Genomic DNA, 21,671 nt, shown 5'->3' on the forward strand with positions numbered 1-21,671 from the left:
GTCCACCGTCAGGTCATCGGCGAAATGCCGGTCACCGGTCGCGTCGGGCACGTACTTCACACAGACAACGATCCTCAAGCTCACGCCGGCTCTCCCTGTACCTGGTGGTGTCCTGCGGAAATCCTATGGCACTCAGTACCCTTCGTAAAGGTACCCGGTGTCGGCGGGCTGCCTTCGGTGTTACGTTTCCGGCATGACCGAAGACCGCCGGCCGGCCAAGAAACCCCCCATGCGTGACGTGCTCGCCGAGGCGGCCTTCGCGCTCTTCCTGGAGCGCGGGTTCGAGCGGACCACGGTGGACGACATCGTCGCGCGGGCCGGGGTGGGGCGGCGCTCGTTCTTCCGCTACTTCCCCTCCAAGGAGGACGCGGTCTTCCCCGACCACGAGCGGTGCCTCGCGGACATGACCGCGTTCCTGGCGGACGCCGACGGCGCCGACCCGGTCGCCACGGTGTGCGACGGGGCGCGTCTTGTGCTGCGGATGTACGCGGAGAAGCCCGAGTTCTCCGTACAGCGCTACCGGCTCACCCGCGAGGTGCCCGGGCTGCGCACGTACGAGCTGTCCGTGGTGCGCCGTTACGAGCGGACCCTCGCCGGCTATCTGGAGCGGCGCTGGGCCGAGGACCCGGACGCCGGGCCCGACGCCGCGCTGCGCGCCGAGGTGATCGCCGCCTCGGTCGTCGCCGCGCACAACAACGGGCTGCGGTCCTGGCTGCGTTCGGGCGGCGAGGGCGACGCGGAGGCCGAGGTGGACCGGGCCCTCGAGCTGGTGCGCGCGGTCTGGGGCGGGGCGCACGCCCGGCCCGCCGCGCCCGCGCCGGAGCCCGCCCCCGCCGCCGTGTCCCCGCCCGCGAGCGACGACGAGGTGATCGTCATGGTGGCGCGCAAGGGCGCTCCGATGTGGCGCGTGGTGCAGCACATCGAGTCCGCGCTCGGCACCGCCTGAGGCCCCGGCTCCCACTTCGCGGCACTCAGTGCCTTTACTCCTGGAACCAAGTGCCATACGGTGCCGGTGTGCCGTCGCCGAAGGTGCGGCGCACCGAGTCGAGCGCGGGAGGCGGAACGTGTTCAGTACCGGAATCGACGTGGGGCCGCCGGCCCGCCGGGCGGTGTCGCCGCACAGCCGGGAAGGGCTCGTCCATCAGGTGTGCCGCTGGTGCCGCACCGCCTCCTTCCGCACACTCCTGTGCCCCGTCTGCGCGTCGAGCGACCTCGAGTCCGCGCACAGCGACGGCCACGGCGTGGTCGTCCGCTCCCACGTCGTCAACCGCTACTCGCGCGTGATGCGCAACGAGTCCCTGGTCCGCTTCTCCGCGGGCTTCGTCTACCGCTGCCGGATCGTGGGCGCGGCCCCGCACCTCGTGAACGTCGGCGACCGGGTGCGACCGGTCGGCGGCCGGACCTCCGTGTCCGGCGAGGTCGTGCTCGAACTCTGCGACCCGCCCGGCTCGGCCGGCTGGTACTAGGGCCTCACGCTTCCAGATAGCGCAGCACGGCGAGGACGCGCCGGTTGTAGCCGGTGGTGTGCGCGAGACCCAGCTTGTCGAAGACGGTGTTGAGGTTCTTCTCGACGGCACTCAGCGAGATGTGCAGCTTCCGCGCGATGGCTGCGTTGGTGTGGCCCTGCGCCAGCGCCTCCAGGACGGTGCGCTCGCGCGGGGTCAGCCGCGACAGCGGATCACCGTGCGTGCTGCGGATGACCAACTGCCGCACGACCTCCGGATCGAAGACGGCCCCGCCCGCGTGGATGCGCTCCAGCGAGTCCAGGAACTCCTCCACCTGCGCGACCCGGTCCTTGAGCAGATACCCGACCCGCTCCGCGTTCTCGGCGAGCAGCTGGGCGGCGTAGTTCCGCTCCACGTACTGGGAAAGCACCAGCACGCCGACGTCCGGGCGCCGCGCCCGGATCTCCACCGCCGCGCGCAACCCCTCATCCTTGTGGGTGGGCGGCATCCGGATGTCGGTGACGACGATGTCCGGCGCGTGCGCCGCGACCTGCGACAGCAGGGACTCCGCGTCGCCCACCGCCCCCAGGACCTCATGGCCCTCCTCGGTGAGCAGACGGACCAGGCCCTCCCTGAGCAGGATCGAGTCCTCGGCGAGAATCACGCGCACGGCAGCTCCGCGGTCACGGTGGTGGGGCCCCCGGCGGGGCTGTGGACGTCCAGCATGCCGTCGATCGCGGCGACCCGGCCGCGCAGCCCGGCCAGCCCGCCGCCGTCCGGGTCCGCGCCGCCGCACCCGTCGTCCCGGACGCGCACGGTCAGCACGCCGTCCCGCCGTGCCACGCTCACCACGATGCCCTCGGCGCCTGAGTGCTTGGCGGCGTTGTTCACGGATTCGGACACCACGAAGTACGCGGCCGTCTCCACGGGTGACGGCAGCTCTCCGGAGACCTCGTACGCCACCCGGACCGGGATCGGGCAGCGCTCCGCGACCCCGCCCAGCGCCTCCCGCAGCCCCACGCTGTCCAGGGCCGTCGGATACACCCGCCAGGCCACCTCGCGGAGTTCGGCGAGCACCTCGCCCGCCTCCCGGTGCGCCTGCGCCAGCAGTGCGTCGGCGCGGCCGGCGTCCCGGGTGCGGCGGGCCCGGCCCAGCAGCATCGCCAGCGCGACCAGGCGCTGCTGGACCCCGTCGTGCAGATCGCGCTCGACGCGCCGACGCTCCCGGTCCACCGCCCGCACCACCGCGGCCCGGCTGGCGGCCAGTTCACCGATGCGCCGCCTCAGCAGTTCCCGCTCGCCGGGCCCGAAGTACTCCCGGGCGAGCCGGGCGTCCAGCGCGGCGAGCGAGAACAGCCCCTGCACGTTGAGGAAGAGCAGGACGGAGCCCAGGACCGCCTGGGTCAGCAACTCGCCCCAGCCGAGCGTGGCACGGGCCACGCCCACCGCGAGCAGCCCGGCCAGCACCAGGCCGAACCCGAGCAGCGCGGTCACCACCGCACACAGCAGCCCCGACGAGACGCGGCCGGCCAGATAGCGGAGGACCTGCTGATCGGAGGCGCGGTGCGCGGGGAACCGGTCGCCGAAGAAGACGGACCGGCGCCACCGCTCCACTTCCGCCAGCCTTCGGGCCCCCGCCACCAGGAGGCGGCGCGCGGAGACCCGGGTGCGGGGCCACAGCAGGAACGCGCCCAGGAGCGCCCCGGCTGCTGCAAAGTACACCAGCCCGGCGAAGGCCGTCGCGCAGCCGAGCAGCGTCCCCGCCGCCGCGGACAGTCTGCCTGCCCGGCCGCGGCCGGACGCGCCCGGCACTCCGGCGGAAACCTCCGACACCCTGCTCCGCCCCTCCGCCTCGCGCCCGGGGCCCCTCGCCGGGGCCCGGTCGGCCGAACCATAGTGCCCGGCCCGCTCATCCGGCACCCCGGCGGTGCCTGGCCCGCCCCGCCGCGCGGGACCGGACGCGCACGACGACGTACAGCACGACCGCCACCGCGACCAGCAGCAGCACGGCCTCGGAGAGCACGCCGACGTAGTCGCCGACGGTGTCCCACTGGTCGCCGAGCCAGTAACCGGACATCACCAGCACGGAGTTCCAGGCCAGACTGCCCACGGTGGTCAGCCCGAGGAACATCGGCAGCGGCATGCGTTCCAGGCCCGCCGGTACGGAGATCAGGCTCCGGAAGATCGGCACCATCCGGCCCAGCAGCACCGCCTTCGTGCCGTGCCGCAGGAACCACGCCTCGGTGCGCTCCAGATCGGAAACCCTGACCAGGGGCAGCCGTGCCCACAGGGCGTGCACCCGCTCCCGCCCGAACAGCGCCCCGAGCCAGTACAGGGCCGCCGCCCCCGCCACTGAACCGAGCGTCGTCCAGAACAGCGCCGAGGCGAGCGACAGCACCCCCTGACCGGCGGCGAACCCGGTCAGCGGCAGGATCACCTCGCTCGGCAGCGGCGGGAACAGGTTCTCCAGGGCGATGGCGAGACCGGCCCCCGGAGCGCCGAGGGCGTCGATCAGGTCGGCCGCCCAGCCGGCGAAACCTTCGGCGGGTTCCTGAGGAAGAGCGAGTGGGGCGGGGTGCATGCGGGGCTCCAGACGGACGGCCGCCGAGGCGCCCTGCCCCGGCTCCCAGCCACGCTAGGAAGCGCGGGACCGCGCCGGTATGAGGGTCGCCGCCGTCCTGGGTGCGGTTTACCGCACGTGTGCCCGCCGGGGGCAGCACGCCGGAGTCATCCGATGAACCTTGTTCCCTCTCTTCTCGCGGAGGGGCGGCGCCGCTACCATCGGGACGCGAAATGGGAGCGCTCCCACATCCGTTCACCCCCGTAACCGCCTTTGTCGGCGGCCCTGTTCGGAGAGGACGTTTCCGTGCGCTCAAGCGCAAGACCCTTTGCCACCCTGGTGGCAGCACTCACCCTCACAGCCGGGCTCTTCGCCGCCGGCGCCCCGGCGTCGGCGAAGGACGGCGACGCCGCCCCCGCCGCCCAGGCATCCGATGTGTCCCTCGCGGCGGACACGTACGACTGGAAGAACGTCCGCATCGACGGCGGCGGCTTCGTCCCGGGGATCGTCTTCAACCGGTCCGAGAAGAACCTCGCCTACGCCCGCACCGACATCGGCGGCGCCTACCGCTGGGACCAGGCCGGCAAGCAGTGGACGCCGCTGCTCGACTGGGTGGACTGGGACCACTGGGGCTGGACCGGAGTGGTGAGCCTCGCCTCGGACTCCGTCGACCCGGACAAGGTGTACGCCGCCGTGGGCACGTACACCAACGACTGGGACCCCACCAACGGCGCGGTGCTGCGCTCCTCGGACCGGGGCGCGACCTGGAAGGCGAGCACGCTGCCGTTCAAGCTCGGCGGCAACATGCCGGGCCGGGGGATGGGCGAACGCCTCGCGGTCGACCCGAACAAGAACTCCGTGCTGTACCTCGGCGCGCCCAGCGGCAACGGCCTCTGGCGGTCCACCGATTCGGGCGCCACCTGGTCCGAGGTGACGGCCTTCCCCAACCCGGGCAACTACGCCCAGGACCCCACCGACACCAGCGGCTACGGCAACGACAACCAGGGCATCGTCTGGGTGACGTTCGACGAGCGCACCGGCAGCGCGGGCAGCGCGACCCAGGACATCTACGTCGGGGTCGCCGACAAGGAGAACACCGTCTACCGCTCCACGGACGGCGGGACCACCTGGTCGCGGATCGCCGGACAGCCGACCGGATACCTGGCGCACAAGGGCGTACTCGACTCCGAGAACGGCTACCTGTACCTGACCCTGAGCGACACCGGTGGCCCGTACGACGGCGGCAAGGGGCGGATCTGGCGGTACACCACCGCGACCGGTGAGTGGAAGGACGTCAGCCCGGTCGCCGAGGCCGACACCTACTACGGCTTCAGCGGCCTGTCCGTGGACCGGCAGCACCCGGGCACCCTGATGGCGACCGCGTACAGCTCCTGGTGGCCCGACACCCAGATCTTCCGCTCCACGGACAGCGGGGCGACCTGGACGCGGGCGTGGGACTACACCAGCTACCCCAACCGCGCCAACCGCTACACCCAGGACGTCTCCTCGGTGCCGTGGCTGACCTGGGGCGCCAATCCGTCGCCGCCGGAGACCACGCCCAAGCTGGGCTGGATGACGGAGGCGCTGGAGATCGACCCGTTCGACTCCGACCGCATGATGTACGGGACCGGCGCGACGATCTACGGCACCGAGAACCTCACGAACTGGGACTCCGACACCCAGTTCAGGATCACCCCGATGGTGAAGGGCCTGGAGGAGACCGCCGTCAACGACCTGGCCAGCCCGCCGTCCGGGGCGCCGCTGCTCAGCGCGCTCGGTGACATCGGGGGCTTCCGGCACACCGACCTCGACGCCGTGCCGGACATGATGTTCACCTCGCCCAACCTCACCTCCACCACGAGCATCGACTTCGCCGAGGGCAGCCCGGACACGGTGGTCCGGGTCGGCAGCGCCGACGCCGCCCCGCACATCGGCTTCTCGACGGACAACGGCTCCAACTGGTTCCAGGGCTCCGAGCCGTCCGGGGTGACCGGCGGCGGCACGGTCGCGGCGGCGGCCGACGCGAGCGGCTTCGTCTGGAGTCCGGAGGGCGCCGGCGTCCACCACACGACCGGGTACGGCAGTTCGTGGTCGGCGTCGACCGGCATACCGCAGGGCGCGACCGTCGAGTCGGACCGGAAGAACCCGAAGAAGTTCTACGGGTTCAAGGCCGGCACCTTCTACGTCTCCACGGACGGCGGCGCGACCTTCACGGCGAAGGCGTCGAGCGGTCTGCCCACCGAGGGCGACGTCCGCTTCAAGGCGGTGCCCGGCACCGAGGGCGACATCTGGCTCGCCGGAGGCAGCGCGACGGGCACCTACGGCCTGTGGCACTCCACCGACTCCGGGGCGACCTTCACCAAGCTGACCGGCGTCGAGCAGGCGGACTCCGTCGGCTTCGGCAAGGCGGCGGCCGGCGCCTCGTACCGGACGCTCTTCGTCTCCGCGAAGATCGGCGGGGTGCGCGGCATCTTCCGGTCCACCGACGCGGGCGCCACCTGGACCCGCATCAACGACGACGCCCACCAGTGGGGCTGGACCGGCGCCGCGATCACCGGTGACCCGCGCGTCTTCGGCCGGGTGTACGTGTCCACCAACGGGCGCGGGATCATGTACGGCGACTCCTCGGACGGCGACGGCGGCGGCACGGACCCGGGCACCGACCCGGACCCGGACCCCGGCACCGACCCGGGTGACGCCGCCTGTTCGGTGACGTACAAGGTCACCAACCAGTGGTCCGGCGGCTTCCAGGCCGAGGTGACCCTCACCAACACGGGGAACGCGGAGCTGGACGGCTGGAAGCTCGCCTGGACCTTCCCGGACGGGCAGAAGGTCGGCCAGATGTGGAACGCGACGCCCGCCCAGGACGGGGCGAAGGTGACCGCCACCAACATCTCCTGGAACGGGAGGGTGGCGCCCGGCGCGTCCGCGGGCTTCGGCTTCACGGGCACGCTGACCGGCGGCAACACGGCGCCGGACACCTTCTCGCTGGGCGAGGAGGTCTGCGCCACCGGCTGACGCGGGGTGCGGGGCCCCGCGGTGAGGGGCGGGCCGGGCGGCCGGGCCCGCCCCTCGACACGCTGGGCCTTTCCGGACCCCTCCCAACTGGCCCCGTACAGGTTCGTCGGCCATACTGCCCGCCGTGGAGCAGCGCATAGATCCGAAGACCCAGCCCGCGTACGCCGCAGGGACCGACCCGGCGTACATCCCCGGTCTCACGGCCCCCCGACCCGCCACGGCGGTGGAGGAGGAGCCGGAGAACACCGAGGAGCCCGCACCCGTCGACGCCGTCCCGGAGCCGCCGGCCGACGAGGTGCCGGTGGCCGACGAGGCACCGGTGGCGCAGGAGGAGGAGCAGGAGGAAAGCGACGAGAGCGACGAAGGGGCCGCCGAGGGGCCCTCGTTCGAGGTGAGCGACCGGCGGGGCTCGATCTCGGCCACCCGCTCGGGCATCCGGTTCACGCTGGACGACCAGCAGGCCGACTTCCTCTGGGAGGAGATCGGCGCGGTCGAACTGAAGCCGGCCCGTTTCGGCCGCAGGTTCACCGTCACCGTCCACCTGTCGTCCAAGCGCTGGTTCAACGGCGAGGTGGAGGCGGAGTCCCGCAGCAGCCTCAAGGAGTGGACCGAGGGCTTCGACGCGGTCCTGGACGCCTACTTCGAGGAGTCCTGACCGGCGCTCAGGCCGGCCGGGTCCCGTGCAGCGCGTCCAGGACGTGCGGCCACGCGGCCGCTCCGAGCGCCGCGTCGGCCGCGGCCGAACCCCCGTACCGGAAGCGGGCGGACGCGGCGGCGGGGCCCTCGCCGGGCAGGCGCGGGCGGTGGCCCGCGGCGGGACCGGTGATCAGCCGGACGGACCGGCCCGCCGCCCGGCGCCGCGCGGCCAGCTCCTCGGCGAACCGCAGCGAGGGCCACATCAGGTCGTCGCCGCCCGCCACCAGGACGATTTCGGCGGCCGACCGCTCCACGGGGACGGCCGCGGCCGGGACCCGGTGCGCGTACGTCCGCAGGCTCCGCTCGTACCAGCCGAGCACCGAGACCGGGGTGCCCTCCGGCTCCGCCGGGGCCCAGTCGGGATCGTAGGGCAGGAAGGGCAGCGGCTCGCCCCGCCAGGACCAGGACGACCGGTGGGGGAGGGCCGAACCGTCGCGCCCGGGGCCGACGTTGGCCCAGGTCACCGAGGTGGGCGAGACGGCCACCACGGCGTCGACGTCCGGCCGGAGCACCGACAGGTGCAGCGCGGCCTCGGCACCCTTGGAGACGCCCAGGACGCCGAGGCGCCGTACGCCTTCCGCGCGCAGCCGGGCGAGGGCGGACCCGAAGGTCTCCAGCGGGACTTCGCAGATGCCGGGCGGCTGGCCCGGCCCGCCGAACCACCGGACCGACAGGGCCGTCAGCCCCTGCCGGGCCAGCAGCCGGCACCGCTCGTCCTCGATCCGCCCGCTGGAGCCGGCGAGGACGAGTACCCCCGCGCCACTGCCGCGGCGCGCGGGCGCGGCGAGGAAGCCCGTCCAGGCGTCCGCGCCGCCGCCCGGCGCGCCGTGTATCTCGTGCTCGACGGTGTCCGGCACGTGATCAGGCGTCCGCCAGGACCACCGAGCGGGTCAGGTGGCGCGGGGCGTCCGGGTCGAGGCCGCGGGCGGTGGCGCGGGCGACGGCCAGGCGCTGGACGCGGACCAGGTCGGCCAGCGGGTCCAGGTCGCTCTCCACCCAGCGGGCGCCGGTCTCCAGGAGCTGCTCGCGCAGGCCCTCGGGGGCGGTGCCGAACATCCAGGTGGCGGTGGTGTCGCCGGCGATGGAGATGGGGCCGTGGCGGTACTCCATCGCGGCGTACGACTCGGTCCAGGAGAGCGACGCCTCCTTCATCTTGAGCGCGGCCTCGTTGGCGAGGCCGGCCGTCCAGCCGCGGCCGAGGAAGCTGAACTGGGTGCAGTCCACGAGGCCCTGCGGCAGCGGCTCGGCCAGCGCCTTCTCCGCGTCGCGCACCACGGCGTCGGTGTGCAGGCCGAGGTGGGCGCGCAGCAGCGTCAGCAGCGTGGTGGCGAACCGGGTCTGGACGACGGACTGTTCGTCGGCGAAGTCCAGGACGACGACCGCGTCGGCGGCCGTCATCACCGGGGTCTCGGGGTCGGCGGTGATGGCCACCGTGGGGGTGGTGCCGTGCAGCCGGCCGAGGAGTTCGAGCACCTCGGTGGTGGTGCCGGAGCGGGTGAGCGCGACGACCCGGTCGTAGCGGCGGCGGGCGGGGAACTCGGACGCGGCGAAGGCGTCGGTCTCGCCCTGCCCGGACTCCTCGCGGAGCGAGGCGTATGCCTGAGCCATGTAGAACGAGGTGCCGCAGCCGACGACGGCGACGCGCTCGCCGCGGGCGGGCAGCACGGCCGCGTGACTCTGCGCCAGCTCCGCTGCGCGGCGCCAGCACTCCGGCTGACTGGCGATCTCGATCTCGACAAATGACACTTTTGCACTCCGTACTGGGGATGGGATGCTCGTTTGCGCACGTTACCCGCGATGAGCGAGCATTATCAAGCATTCTGTTTGCACATGACTTGACTCGCCGGAGCCTTGTGCGACGCTTTGCCCCTGTCCGGTGATCGCGCCCAAGGGGATGGGTGTCTCCAGCCCGGACCCGTGAGGAGAACTCTCTTGTCCAGGGACGCCCGGTGGAACGCACTGCTGGAACTCGTAGGTAAGCACGGCCGGGTGGACGTCGAGGACGCCGCCAGGACACTGGATGTCTCGGCCGCGACCATCCGACGGGACCTGGACCAGCTCGCCGAGCAGCAACTGCTCACCCGGACCAGGGGCGGCGCGATCGCCCACGGGGTCAGTTACGAGCTGGCCCTCCGCTACAAATCGGGACGCAACGCCCCCGAGAAGCAGGCCATCGGCCGCGCCGTCGCCGAACTGGTCGCGGTCGGCGAGGTGGTCGGGCTCACCGGCGGCACCACCATCACCGAGGTGGCCCGCTCGCTGGCCGTCCGCGCGGACCTGGTGGGCGACGGTGTCGGCGGGGCGGCGGGACAGCCGACGCTGACGGTGGTGACCAACGCCCTCAACATCGCCAACGAGCTGGTGATCCGGCCGCAGATCAAGATGGTGGTCACCGGCGGGGTCGCGAGACCCCAGTCGTACGAGCTGACCGGCCCGCTGGCCAGTGGGGTGCTCGCCGAGATAACGCTGGACGTGGCCGTGCTCGGCGTCAACGCGGTCGACACCGAACGCGGCGCGTACGTGCACCACGAGGGCGAGGCCAGCATCAACCGGCTGCTCGCCCAGCAGGCCCAGCGCGTGGTGATCGCCGCCGACTCCTCGAAGATCGGCAAGCGGGCCTTCGCCCGGGTCTGCGATCTCTCCCTGATCGACTTCCTGGTCACCGACCGGGGGATCGCGCCCGAGGCGGCCGCCCGTTTCACGGAGGCCGGCGTCACGGTCGTCGCCGTCTGAGCCCACGCAGCCCCCACGGCGGGCCGCCGCGCACCGAATGCGCGGCGGCCCGCCGTTCTGTGTGCGCCCAAACCGGTTCAGGGTGTCGGACCGTGCATGAAGTGTGCGTGATCGATCACAACCACGCACGGGACAGCCGATTTTGACGGAGGAACAGTGCATTCCGGTGCTGATCTGCAGGTATCGAGTGCCCCTTATGTTCGTGTTGTCGGATCTGGGGTGCCCTGTGGCGCTGCGGGAAGCGACTTTTGCCTGCCCATAGATGTTCGTTACCTCTGCGAAATGAACAACTCTTGCCATATGGGCGCGCGATCGTGAACTATGTGCCTGTCGCCGCGAAGGAGCAGCGGCCGCGCTTCCCCGAAGCGCGGGCCGCCCTCCACGTATGCGGGACGTTCTCTCGCTCCATCAGCCCTGGAGGTGCCTGTGACGATGGCAAACACGCCGGTCACAGCTGCGCGGCCGCCCGTGCCGCAGCCCCGCGACCCGGAAGACGCGGACAGCTCCGCAGGGGGGAAGGACAAGAAGCACCGAATACGGCAGCCGTTCCGGCAGCGCCTGAAGCGGGACAAAACGCTTCTGCTCTTCTGCCTGCCGGGCGTGCTGTACTTCGCGCTCTTCTTCTACCTGCCGCTCGCGGGCAACGTCATCGCCTTCCAGGACTACCAGCCGTTCCTGGGCTTCAAGCAGAGCCCGTTCGTCGGGATGGCGAACTTCACCGCGCTGCTGGCCGAACCCGAGTTCTGGAGCGCGGTGTCCAACACCCTCCAGATCACGGCGATCCAGCTGCTCCTGTACTTCCCGGCGCCGATCGCCCTGGCCCTGCTGCTCAACTCGCTCATCAGCGAGAAGATCAAGCGGTTCATCCAGACCGTCGTCTACCTCCCGCACTTCCTGTCCTGGGTCGTCGTCGTCGCGATGTTCAAGCAGGTCCTCGGCGGCGCCGGTTCGGTCACCACGCTGCTCATGGAGCACGGGGTGAACATCGGCAACGTGATGACGGACCCCGGCACCTTCAAGCTGCTCATCACCGCGCAGGCCATCTGGAAGGACTGCGGCTGGGGCACGATCATCTTCCTGGCGTCCATCGCCTCGATCGACATGGGCCAGTACGAGTCCGCCGCCATGGACGGCGCCGGCTGGCTCCGCCGGATCTGGCACATCACCCTGCCGGGCATCCGGCCGGTCATCCTGATGCTGCTGATCCTGCGGCTCGGCGACATCCTCTCCGTCGGCTTCGAGCAGATCCTGCTCCAGCGCGACGCCGTCGGCCCGGACGCCGCAGAGGTCATGGACACCTACGTCTACTTCCACGGCGTCGTGGACGGCGACTGGGGCATGAGCACCGCCGCCGGACTGATGAAGGGCGTCATCGGATTCGCCCTCATCCTCGCCGCCAACAAGCTGGCCCACCGCTTCGGCGAGCAGGGAGTGTACCGATGAGTCAGTCCGTCGCGACGCGGCTGCGCGCCGCCCGGTCCGGTGCGCGTCCCCGCAAGTCCAACGGCAGGCCGCCGTGGATGGAGCGCCCGCACTGGTACGGGCAGGGTGCCAAGGGCCTGGCCCTCATCGCCCTCACCGTGGTCGTGCTCTACCCGTTCCTCCTCGCCATCGGCACCAGCCTCGCCGGCCGCGAGGAGCTGAACGCCAACGGCGGCTACGTGCTGCTCCCGCACCACCCGACGCTGGAGGCCTACCGGGTCATCCTGTCCGGGGGCGTGGTCACCCGCGCCGCGGTGGTGTCCATCTTCATCACGCTGATCGGCACCGCGCTCAGCCTGGCCTGCACGGTGATGATCGCGTACGGCACCTCGCGCCCCGGCACGGTCCTCGCCAAGCCGATCCTGCTGGTGGTGCTCGGCACGTTCCTGTTCGCCCCCGGCATCATCCCGACGTACCTGGCGGTCCAGCAGTTCCACATGCTGGATACCTACGCGTCACTGATCCTGCCGGTCCTGCTGAACGCCTTCAACATCGTCGTCGTCCGCTCGTTCTTCCAGAGCATTCCGGAAGAGCTGTACGACGCGGCGCGCATCGACGGCGCCGGCGAGGTCACGGTCCTCTTCCGGATCGTCCTCCCGCTGTCGAAGGCGGTCCTCGCCGTGGTCGGCCTGTTCTACGCCGTCGGGTACTGGAACAGCTTCTTCAACGCGGTGCTGTACCTCAACGACTCCAGCAAGTTCCCCATCCAGGTGATCCTGCGCAGCTACGTCCTCAACGGGCAGAGCATCAACGCCTCCGCGATGGGCGTCCACGCCGTACCGCCCGCGACCTCGCTGCAGATGGCCGTGCTGATCATCGCCATCGTGCCCATCTTCTGCGTCTACCCCTTCCTGCAGAAGTTCTTTGTCAAGGGTGTCCTCACCGGGGCGATCAAGGGCTGACCCGCCCGCCCCGCACCACTGCCCCGCACGCCACACACTTTTCAAGGAGTCCCATGTCCACCCACTTGTCCCGGCGCGGTTTCATGGGCGCCGCGGGAATCGCCGGCCTCACCGTCGCGGGTCTGTCGACCCTGAGCGCCTGCGGCAGCGGCGCCACGGTCAGCAAGGGCGGCGCCAAGGCGTCCGCCAAGCTCAAGCTCCCGACGTATGTACAGGCCCAGACCGCCCCCGCGGACCTGGCGGGCAACGCGGCGGGCCTCGACGCCACCTACCTGCGCTACCCCAAGGCCCTCACCAAGTCGGTGGCGAAGACGCCCGGCGACGGCAGCCGCATCACCGCCCTCACCGAGACGTTCACCACCCCCGCCCCGCCGCAGGGCAAGAACGCCTACTGGCAGGAGCTGAACAAGCGCCTCGGCGCCCAGTTCGACATGACGATCGTGGTGGACCAGGGCGTCGACGCCTACCTCCAGAAGTTCAACGCCATGATGGCCGGCGGCGACATACCCGACCTGGTGTGGTTCCCGCCGAACCAGGGCATCCAGCGCGTACCCGAGCTGCTGGACGCCAAGTTCCACGACCTCACCCCGTACCTCTCGGGCGACGCGGTCAAGGCGTACCCGAACCTGGCGAACCTGCCGACCACCGCCTGGAAGACCGCCGTGATCAACGGCAAGATCCGCGGCGTCACCGTCGCCTACGGCTCCATGGGCCAGGTCTACGTCGTCAACCAGGACTTCTGGAAGCCGGTCGGCGGCGCCGAGTTCACCAGCGCCGAGGACTTCCTCGCCAAGGGCAAGGAACTGCTGGACGCCAAGCGCAACAAGTACGTCCTGGAACCGGCGTACGTGAACCACATCGCCCAGTTCGCCCAGTGGTTCGGCGCCCCCAGCGGCTGGCGCCTCGAAGGCGGCAAGCTGACGCACCAGTACGAGACGGAGGAGTACCAGGAAGCCCTGGCCTTCGCCGTCAAGGTGGCCAAGGCCGGACTGTTCTGGCCGGACCCCAACCTCAGCACCGTCATGGAGAAGATGTCGCAGGGCAGCCTCGGCGCCTACGTCCAGTCCTTCCCCAGCTTCCTGGTCGACGCCAAGACGTACGACTTCCCGTTCGGCGTCATCGTGCCGTTCGCCGGGAAGGAGGGGGCCACGCCGCACTACAACATGGGCTACGGCTCCGTCGGCTACACCGCGATCAACAAGAAGGCCGACGAGAAGCGCGTCAAGATGCTGCTGCGCGTCCTGGACTACCTGGCCGCCCCCTTCGGTACGGAGGAGCGCCTCTTCCTCGACAACGGCATCGAGGGCAAGCACTGGACCCGTACCGCCAAGGGCGACGTCAAGCTCACCCCCAAGGGCACCTCCGAGGCCGTCACCACGGCGATGCCGCTGGCCTTCCTCGCCGCCGGCCCCGAGTACATCTACCTGCCGGGCCAGCCCGAACTGGCCGGCAGGATCCACGGCTGGCAGGAGGAGCTCCTCAAGATCGCCCAGTCCAACCCGACGAGCGGCCACTTCTCGGACACGTCCACCAGCAAGGGCTCCTCGCTCACCACCGGCATGAGCGATGTCCAGAAGGACATCGTCGCCGGCCGCAAGCCGCTCTCCGCCTTCAAGGACCAGCTGGCCAAGTGGCGCTCCGGCGGCGGCGACAAGATGCGCGCCGAGTTCGAGGCATCCCTCGCCGGCAAGTAACCTCCGCCCGCACGACCCGTACCAACCGAAGGGACTCCCGTGTCAGACCTGCGACTCGGCGTCATCGGGCTCGGCCTGCGCCGGTCCATCGCGATGTCGGCCCACCACCCCGGCAAGGGATCGGCGATCACCGCCGTCTGCGACCTCGACCCGGAGGTGCGCAGCCGCGAGGCCGAGCGCTTCGGCGCCGAGATCGCGGTCGAGGACTACAAGCTGCTCCTCGACCGGGACGACCTGGACGCGATCATCATCGCCACCCCGGACGACACCCACGAGGTCATCGCCATCGACGCCCTGCGGGCGGGCAAGGCGGTCTTCGTCGAGAAGCCCCTCGGCATCACCGTCGAGAGCTGCGACAACGTCCTGCGCGCCGCGTACGAGACCGGGACCCGGCTCTACGTCGGCCACAACATGCGCCACATGGGCGTCGTGCGCCTGATGCGCGACATCATCGCGCGCGGCGACATCGGCGAGCCCAAGGCCGTCTGGGTGCGCCACTTCGTGGGCTACGGCGGCGACTACTACTTCAAGGACTGGCACGCCGACCGCACCCGCACCACCGGTCTGCTGCTCCAGAAGGCCGCGCACGACATCGACGTGCTGCACTGGCTGGCCGGCGGCTACACCCAGCGCGTCAACGCGCTGGGCGACCTGCTCGTCTACGGCGACCTGCCGCGCCGCGAGCCGGACACCCCGCGCCCCGAGAACTGGCTGCGCGAGTACGAGTGGCCGCCGACCGCCCGCAAGGACCTGCACCACATCGTGGACGTCGAGGACGTCTCGGTGATGAACATGCAGCTCGACAACGGCGTCGTGGCCGCCTACCAGCAGTGCCACTTCACCCCCGACTACTGGCGCAACTACACGGTCATCGGCACCGAGGGCCGGCTGGAGAACTTCGGCGACGGCCCGGGCGACGAGGTCAAGGTCTGGAACACCGGCCCCAGCGGCTACCGCGCCGAGGCCGACATCACCTACCGGGTGCCCGAGGCCAAGGGCTCCCACGGTGGCGGCGACAGCCGGATCATGCAGGAGTTCTGCCGGTTCGTGCGCGACGGGGGCGTCACCGACACCTCCCCGGTCGCCGCCCGGATGAGCGTCGCCGCCGGCGTCCTCGCGACCCGCTCCCTGCGCGAGGGCGGTGTGCCCTACGAGGTGCCGGCCCTCGACCCGGAACTGATCGCGTACTTCGAGCGCGGCCAGGTCCGCTCCTGAGGATCTGAGCGGCCGGTCCTGGGCCATGGGCCCCCGGCGTACCGCTTCAGGCGGTACGCCGGGGGCCCGTGGCGTCTGTTTTCAGCCATGCTCGGTGGGTAATCGGCCCCTTCCGGTTTGGCGGCGCCGTGTCCCGTAATGGTGACGGAGGTGCACCCACTGGGGTCGCTCCTTCCGCTTCACCCCGGAAGATTCCGTACGGTGACGGTCCCCTGCGCTCTCGTACGGTCACCGGCCGAGGCGCCGGAAGACAGGTCAAGGACTGTTTCAAGCCAATGGCGTGCCCGGATGGCCGGGTTCGAACGCGCGACCGGAAAGCGGTCGGCATAATCGCCTCCATGCTGATCACGGGTGGGGACGTCGTTGACCTTGGCCGGGGCCTGTACGCATGGCTCCCGCCGAAGCGTGGCTGGGGGCTGGCCAACTGCGGCCTGCTCGTCTCGCCCAGCGGCGCGCTGTGGATCGACACCCCGTACGACCCGGTGCTCGCCGGACAGTTCCTCGCCGAGTCCGGAAAGCGGCTGCCCGACGGCGTCACCATCGACCGGGTGATCGTCACGCACGCCAACGGCGACCACTTCTGGGGCGCGGGCGTGCTCCCGGACGCCGAGATCATCGTGACCCGTGAGGCCAGGGAGCACATCCACTACGAGCCCACGCCGCAGCAGCAGCACGCCCTCGTCAGCGGCGGCGACCCGGCGACCCCGCTCGGGGCCTACCTCGCACGGCACTTCGGACCGTTCGACTGGTCACAGACCGAACCGGTGCGGCCGACCACCTACTTCACGGGCGAGCTCGAACTGACCCTCGGCGACCACCCGGTGCAGATCACCTCGCTCGCGCCCGCGCACACCACCGGCGACCTGATGGTCCACCTGCCCGCCCAGTCCGTCGTGTTCAGCGGCGACATCATCTTCTCGTCGTCCCCGGAGCAGCCCGGCGACCACCCGATCCACTGGGAAGGCCCGCTGAGCAACGTCATCGGAGCCTGCGAACAGGTACTGGCCACCGGCGCCGAGACCATCGTCCCGGGCCACGGACCCGTGATCGACCGGGCCGGGGTCCGCGAGCACATCGGCTACCTGGAGTACATCCGCGAGCGCGCCCACACCCTCCACGCCGCCGGCGTACCCTCCGTCGACGCCGCCCGACAGGTCATCGCCGAGGGCCGCTACCCCGGCCTCGGGCTCCCCGAACGGCTGGTGGTGACCATCGGCAGCGAGTACCGCCAGCTCGACGGTTCCCCGCGGCCCGGCGTGGTCCAGGTCATGACCGAAGTCGCCGCGGTCGCACAGGAAGTGGAGCAGGCCAGTGAGCCGGCAGGCAGAGCGGGCTGACGGGGCGGTCCCGCGCCGCGCGCGCCGACGGACCGACCCGACGACAGAAACGCGGTAACGGCATGGCATGGATCGTCACACTGATCGCCGTCGTCGCCGCGGTGGTGGCGTTCTCGCGCGCGTACCGGACCGGCCTCTCCGAGCAGCAGGCCGTGACCCGGGCCGAACTCGCCGAGCGCCAGGCGAAGGCCGCCGAGGCCCGCACCGCCGCGCTCCTCGACGAGATCCGGCAGCTCGCGCGCAAGCGGATACCCGCCGCCGCCCTCGCCCTCTCCCACCCCAGCGCCACGGTCCCCGGGCTGCGCGAGGCGGCCGAGGTCGACGGCGGCGCCGCCCTCCTGCTCACCGAGGCCGTCCAGGCCGCGAGGACCGCCGTCCTGGAGGAGCGCGGACGCGTCGACGCGGCGGCCCGCTCCGCGATGCGCGGCACCTCCGCCAAGATCCAGTCGCTGCTCAACCAGTCCCAGCAACTGCTGCACGAACTCCAGCACGAGTACGACGACCCGCGCATCCTCCAACTGGACTTCCGCAACGAACTCGCTCTGCGCCGCACCCAGTCGACGGCAGTGCTCTGCGACGCCTGGCCCGGCCTCGCCCGGCAGAACTCACCGCTCGTCGAGATCGTGCTCGGCGCCCAGTCGCGGGTCGCCGGCTACGAGCGGATCAAGGTCGCCAACCACCTGCGCGACGAACGGCTCGCGCTCGCCGCCCGGGCCGCCGAACCCCTCGCGATCGCCCTGGCCGAACTGCTCGCCAACGCCACCGCGTACTCCCACCCCGACACCGATGTGCAGGTCACCATCCAGCAGAGCGGCGGCCGGGGCGCGTTCCTGGTGGTCGACGACGCGGGCATCGGCATGGACGAGGACGCGCTGGAACGGGCCCGCGCCCTGCTCGCCGGCCCCGCCGAGGTGCTCCTGACCGAACTGGGCGACCCACCGCAGACGGGCTTCGCGGTCGTCGGCCGGCTCGTCGTGCAGTACGGCTTCGACTGCCACATCGAGGAGTCCCCGTTCGGCGGCATGCGGACGATCCTGCGGGTCCCCGCCCACCTGCTGACCGTGCTGGACGAGGACCGCAACCTCTCCGCCCTCGCCCCGGCACCCGTGTCCGCGGCCGCCGCCCCGGTCCGGCCGGACCTCGCCGCCCCGGCCGGAGCGGACACCCGGGAACCGGCCGCCGCGGAGCCCACCGGACTGCCCAGCCGGCGCCGGCGCGCCCCGCGCCGCACACCCGCCGCGGCGACCGGCGCCCGGGCCGCCGAGCCGTCCGCCGGAAAGATGTCCCGTACACCGGAAGTGGCCGGGGCTTCCTGGGCCGCCCTCCAGCAGGGCACCCTCAACGGCAGGAGCGTCACCGGGCGGAGCCCCGCACCGGACACCGGCGCCCGCGACCACCAGGACGACCAGGACGACCAAGGAGACGACGAGAAGTGAGCGCCCCCAGCCCCACCTCAGGCGACCTCGCATGGGTGCTGACCCCGCTGCTGGAACTGCCCGGAGTCCAGCATGCCGTGGTAGCCACCGGTGACGGTCTCGTCGAAGGCGCCTCGCCCGGCCTCGACCGGGCCTCCGGTGAACGGGTCGCCGCCATGACGGCCACCCTGCACGCCGCGGCCCGAGCCTTCACGACCGCCTTCACCGACGCCGAGGCCCCGCACCTGGCCCAGACCGTCGTCGAATCGGACCTGGGCTTCGCCATCGTCGTACCGGCCGGCCGCAACACCACGCTCGCCCTGTTCGCCGAACCCGGCGCCAAACTCGGCGACATCGCCTACCAGATGCAGGTGCAGGTCACCGCGCTCACCCGGGCGATGCACGCACCCACCCGTCAACCGGACACCGCCGCCCGGCCATGACCCCCGGCCCAGCACGCCGTCTGATCCCCGCCTACCTGGTCACCGGCGGCCGCTCCCGCCCCGCCGGCCCCGCACTCGACCGGCTCGCCGTACTCGTACGCACCGACGCGCCCGTCCCCGGCGACGCCGGCACCCAGGCGCGCAGCCTGTGTGCCCTGCTGGAGCCGGGCGCCCTCACCGTCGTCGAGTGCGCGGCCCACCTGGACCTGCCGGTCAGCGCCACCGTCTTCCTGGCCACGGACCTCGCGGCCACCGGACTACTGCTCACCCGACCGCCGATACCCAGTGCCGGGCAGATCGACAGGTCGCTCGTCGAGAGGCTGCTCGTTGGACTCCGCTCCCTCCCCTGACCGGACCGGCGTCGGCTATCTGCCGGCCGCCGCCCGGACCCTGATGAAACTCGTCGTCACGGGTCCCTTCGGCGTGGGCAAGACGACCCTGATCCGTACGCTCTCCGAGATCGCCACCCTCCACACCGAGGAGGCGATGACCCAGTCCAGCACCCACGTCGACTCCACCGCCGGGCTCCCCGGGAAGACCACCACCACGGTCGCCATCGACTTCGGCCGCCTGACCGTCCCAGACGACCTCGTCCTCTACATGTTCGGCACGCCCGGCCAGGAGCGGTTCCTGCCCCTGTGGGAGGACATCGCCCGCGGCGCGCTCGGCGCCCTCGTCCTCGTCGACACCCGGCGGCTCGCCGACTCCTTCGCCGTGATGGACATGGTCGAGGAGCAGGGACTGCCGTACGCGGTCGCGGTGAACCGTTTCCCCGACGCGCCCGCACACAGCGACGAGGTCCTGCGCAAGCACCTCGACCTCGACGGCACGACCCCGCTGATCCAGTGCGACGCGCGCGAGCGCCGCGGCAGCATCGACGCCCTGATCGCACTCGCCGAACACGTGCTGACCCGCATGCCGCAGCCCGAGGACGCCTCATGACCACGTACGCACCGCCGCCGCAGCCCCTCGCGCTGTTCGGCCCGGCCTTCGCGGCCGACCCGCAGGGCCACTACCGCGCCCTGCGCGAGCACGGCCCGCTCGCACCGGTGCGGATCGCCCCCGACGTCGAGGCGATGCTCGTCACGGACTACCAGGCCGCCATCGACCTGCTGCGCGACACCCACACCTTCAGCAAGGACCCCCGGGCCTGGCAGGCGACCGTCCCGCCCGACTCGCCGGTGCTGCCCGTGCTCGGCCACCGCCCCACCGCGCTGTTCAGCGACGGCGCGGTGCACGCCCGCTACCGCGAGGCCATCAACGACAGCCTGGCGCTGATCGAACCGCACGTCCTGCGGGCCGAGGTCGCCCGCGTCGCCCGCCGGCTCATCGGCCGGTTCGCCGCCACCGGCAGCGGCGACCTCATCGCCCAGTACGCCCGGCGCCTGCCGATGCACATCTTCGTCACCTGGTTCGGCGCCGACCCCAAGGACGGCGACCGCATCGTCGACGGGGTCGCCGGGATGATGAACTCCGCAGCGGACGCCGCCGCCGCGTACGCCGACCTCGTCGACGTCGTCACCCGCCTCGTCGCCGACCGGCGCGCCAGGCCGCGTCGCGACCTGACCTCGTACTTCCTCGCCCACCCGGCGGGACTCGACAACGACGAGACGGTACGCCAGATCACCCTGGTGATGAGCGCCGGCAACGACCCGATGACCAACCTCATCGGCAACGCCATCCTCCACATGCTCACCGACGAACGCTACGCGGGCTCCCTGCACGGCGGCGCGATGACCGCCCACGAGGCGATCAACGAGGTCCTCTGGCGGGACGCGCCGATCGCCAACCTGGCGGCCCACTACCCGCGCCACGACACCGAGTTCCACGGGGTCCGGCTGCGTGCCGGACAACTCGTCCTGGTCTCCTTCGCCGCCGCCAACGCCCAGTCCCCCCCGCCCGCCTCCGACGACGGGCTCCGGTCCGGCGCCAGCGCCCACCTCGCCTGGTCGGCGGGGCCCCACCGCTGCCCCGCCAAGCAGCCGGCCCTGCTCATCGCGATGACGGCCATCGAACAGCTCACCAGTCTCCTGTGCGACGCGGAGCTCGCCGTTCCGGCCGGTGAACTGCTCTGGCGGCCGGGCCCGTTCCACCGCGCACTGGTGCACCTGCCGATCCGCTTCACCCCGCTGGACGCCAGCGCGACCCCGACCCGGCCCGTCACGGTCACGGAACCGGCGGACATGATTCCGGCGGGTGTGATTCCGGCAGGCGTGATCGATTCCTGAGCCGTGTCGCTCGTAGGCCGAACGGGTGAGGCGGGGGACAATCGCCCGATGAACAGTGAGGGCAGCCGGCGCAACGCCGACCGACGTGCGGACGGAGTGGTCCGGTGAGCAGGTACGACAGGTACGACGTCACGGACGAGCAGTGGGAGGGACTGGCCCAGGTCGTACCGCTGCGCAGCCGCAACGAGTGGCCCTCCCGGGTGAACCACCGCACCGTCCAGGACGAACCGGAGGCCGCCGAGCAGCGGCGCATGGTGGTGCTGCGGGTCCAGGTGTTCGCCGACGCCCGCGAGGTCGCCGAATACCTGGTGGCCCAGGTGCCGGTGCTGCTCGACCTGACCGGCGCCGAGAGCGATGTGGCCAAGCGCATCCTGGACTTCACCAGCGGTGTGGTCTTCGGCCTCGGCAGCGGGATGCACCGGGTGGACCGCAACGTCTTCCTGCTGTCGCCCGTCGGCATGGAGGTCGAGGGCGTCACGGCGGCCGGAGTGCCGGGGGCGTAG

The 21,671-nt window shown here is 71.5% G+C and carries 21 protein-coding genes and 1 pseudogene; 16 read left to right on the plus strand and 6 right to left on the minus strand.

The window, feature by feature from the left end; genetic code table 11:
- Positions 1–84: pseudogene (locus tag ABZ564_RS24165) on the minus strand (electron transfer flavoprotein subunit beta); the annotation flags it as partial.
- 109 nt (positions 85–193) lie between these two features.
- On the opposite strand from ABZ564_RS24165, the gene ABZ564_RS24170 reads away from it, so the two are divergent.
- Positions 194–946 carry a TetR family transcriptional regulator gene (locus ABZ564_RS24170; protein ID WP_360860168.1) on the plus strand — a complete coding sequence of 251 codons (753 nt, stop codon included), beginning with the start codon at positions 194–196 and terminating at the stop codon, positions 944–946.
- A 118-nt stretch (positions 947–1,064) separates the two neighbouring features.
- Positions 1,065–1,466: a hypothetical protein gene (locus ABZ564_RS24175; protein ID WP_360860171.1), complete on the plus strand. Its 402-nt coding sequence runs from the start codon at positions 1,065–1,067 to the stop codon at positions 1,464–1,466.
- A gap of 4 nt (positions 1,467–1,470) precedes the next feature.
- Here the strand turns inward: ABZ564_RS24175 and ABZ564_RS24180 are convergent, their stop codons facing one another.
- From ABZ564_RS24180 to ABZ564_RS24190, 3 genes are all read right to left on the minus strand, one after another.
- Positions 1,471–2,115, minus strand: a complete 645-nt coding sequence (locus ABZ564_RS24180; protein WP_360860174.1) for a response regulator transcription factor — start codon at positions 2,113–2,115, stop codon at positions 1,471–1,473.
- Positions 2,106–3,278, minus strand: a complete 1,173-nt coding sequence (locus ABZ564_RS24185; protein WP_360860177.1) for a histidine kinase — start codon at positions 3,276–3,278, stop codon at positions 2,106–2,108. Before ABZ564_RS24185 ends, ABZ564_RS24180 begins: the two co-directional genes overlap by 10 nt.
- A 76-nt stretch (positions 3,279–3,354) precedes the next feature.
- Positions 3,355–4,026, minus strand: coding sequence for a DedA family protein (locus tag ABZ564_RS24190; RefSeq protein ID WP_360860180.1), 672 nt, complete (start codon positions 4,024–4,026; stop codon positions 3,355–3,357).
- A gap of 285 nt (positions 4,027–4,311) precedes the next feature.
- Here ABZ564_RS24190 and ABZ564_RS24195 point away from each other — a divergent pair, with 285 nt between their 5' ends.
- On the plus strand, positions 4,312–7,023 hold the full coding sequence (locus ABZ564_RS24195; protein WP_360860183.1) for a cellulose binding domain-containing protein: 2,712 nt from the start codon (positions 4,312–4,314) through the stop codon (positions 7,021–7,023).
- Positions 7,024–7,147: 124 nt separating this feature from the next.
- Entirely contained in the window at positions 7,148–7,678 is a 531-nt protein-coding gene (locus ABZ564_RS24200) for a hypothetical protein (protein WP_360860185.1), read from the plus strand.
- A 7-nt stretch (positions 7,679–7,685) separates the two neighbouring features.
- Here ABZ564_RS24200 and ABZ564_RS24205 read toward each other — a convergent pair whose 3' ends face one another.
- Positions 7,686–8,576 (minus strand): acyl-CoA thioester hydrolase/BAAT C-terminal domain-containing protein, encoded by an 891-nt coding sequence (locus ABZ564_RS24205; RefSeq protein WP_360860188.1) that lies wholly within the window; start codon positions 8,574–8,576, stop codon positions 7,686–7,688.
- Positions 8,577–8,580: 4 nt separating this feature from the next.
- Positions 8,581–9,465 carry a sugar isomerase gene (locus ABZ564_RS24210; protein ID WP_360860191.1) on the minus strand — a complete coding sequence of 295 codons (885 nt, stop codon included), beginning with the start codon at positions 9,463–9,465 and terminating at the stop codon, positions 8,581–8,583.
- A gap of 186 nt (positions 9,466–9,651) precedes the next feature.
- Between ABZ564_RS24210 and ABZ564_RS24215 the strand changes: the two genes are divergently transcribed.
- The 12 genes from ABZ564_RS24215 to ABZ564_RS24270 all read left to right on the plus strand — a co-directional run bounded on the left by ABZ564_RS24215 (position 9,652) and on the right by ABZ564_RS24270 (position 21,671).
- Positions 9,652–10,452, plus strand: coding sequence for a DeoR/GlpR family DNA-binding transcription regulator (locus ABZ564_RS24215; protein ID WP_360860194.1), 801 nt, complete (start codon positions 9,652–9,654; stop codon positions 10,450–10,452).
- 468 nt (positions 10,453–10,920) lie between these two features.
- Positions 10,921–11,895: an ABC transporter permease subunit gene (locus ABZ564_RS24220; RefSeq protein WP_360860325.1), complete on the plus strand. Its 975-nt coding sequence runs from the start codon at positions 10,921–10,923 to the stop codon at positions 11,893–11,895.
- Entirely contained in the window at positions 11,892–12,836 is a 945-nt protein-coding gene (locus ABZ564_RS24225) for a carbohydrate ABC transporter permease (protein WP_360860197.1), read from the plus strand. The genes ABZ564_RS24220 and ABZ564_RS24225 overlap by 4 nt, the downstream gene beginning before the upstream one ends.
- Positions 12,837–12,889: 53 nt before the next feature.
- Positions 12,890–14,530: a hypothetical protein gene (locus ABZ564_RS24230; RefSeq protein WP_360860199.1), complete on the plus strand. Its 1,641-nt coding sequence runs from the start codon at positions 12,890–12,892 to the stop codon at positions 14,528–14,530.
- 39 nt (positions 14,531–14,569) lie between these two features.
- Complete coding sequence (locus ABZ564_RS24235) at positions 14,570–15,745, plus strand: Gfo/Idh/MocA family oxidoreductase (protein WP_360860202.1); 1,176 nt, start codon at positions 14,570–14,572, stop codon at positions 15,743–15,745.
- 338 nt (positions 15,746–16,083) lie between these two features.
- Positions 16,084–17,082: an MBL fold metallo-hydrolase gene (locus ABZ564_RS24240; RefSeq protein ID WP_360860205.1), complete on the plus strand. Its 999-nt coding sequence runs from the start codon at positions 16,084–16,086 to the stop codon at positions 17,080–17,082.
- A gap of 62 nt (positions 17,083–17,144) precedes the next feature.
- Positions 17,145–18,518: an ATP-binding protein gene (locus ABZ564_RS24245; protein ID WP_360860208.1), complete on the plus strand. Its 1,374-nt coding sequence runs from the start codon at positions 17,145–17,147 to the stop codon at positions 18,516–18,518.
- Positions 18,515–18,940: a roadblock/LC7 domain-containing protein gene (locus tag ABZ564_RS24250; protein ID WP_360860211.1), complete on the plus strand. Its 426-nt coding sequence runs from the start codon at positions 18,515–18,517 to the stop codon at positions 18,938–18,940. The genes ABZ564_RS24245 and ABZ564_RS24250 overlap by 4 nt, the downstream gene beginning before the upstream one ends.
- Entirely contained in the window at positions 18,937–19,290 is a 354-nt protein-coding gene (locus ABZ564_RS24255; protein WP_360860214.1) for a DUF742 domain-containing protein, read from the plus strand. The genes ABZ564_RS24250 and ABZ564_RS24255 overlap by 4 nt, the downstream gene beginning before the upstream one ends.
- The gene (locus ABZ564_RS24260; RefSeq protein ID WP_360860216.1) at positions 19,268–19,882 is read left to right on the plus strand and encodes an ATP/GTP-binding protein; all 615 of its coding nucleotides are present in this window, start codon (positions 19,268–19,270) and stop codon (positions 19,880–19,882) included. The genes ABZ564_RS24255 and ABZ564_RS24260 overlap by 23 nt, the downstream gene beginning before the upstream one ends.
- Positions 19,879–21,168, plus strand: a complete 1,290-nt coding sequence (locus ABZ564_RS24265) for a cytochrome P450 (RefSeq protein ID WP_360860219.1) — start codon at positions 19,879–19,881, stop codon at positions 21,166–21,168. The genes ABZ564_RS24260 and ABZ564_RS24265 overlap by 4 nt, the downstream gene beginning before the upstream one ends.
- A gap of 104 nt (positions 21,169–21,272) precedes the next feature.
- Positions 21,273–21,671, plus strand: a complete 399-nt coding sequence (locus tag ABZ564_RS24270) for a cell division protein SepF (protein ID WP_360860222.1) — start codon at positions 21,273–21,275, stop codon at positions 21,669–21,671.

The organism is Streptomyces sp. NPDC019224, from assembly GCF_040632605.1.
In the GTDB taxonomy this organism is placed as follows: domain Bacteria; phylum Actinomycetota; class Actinomycetes; order Streptomycetales; family Streptomycetaceae; genus Streptomyces.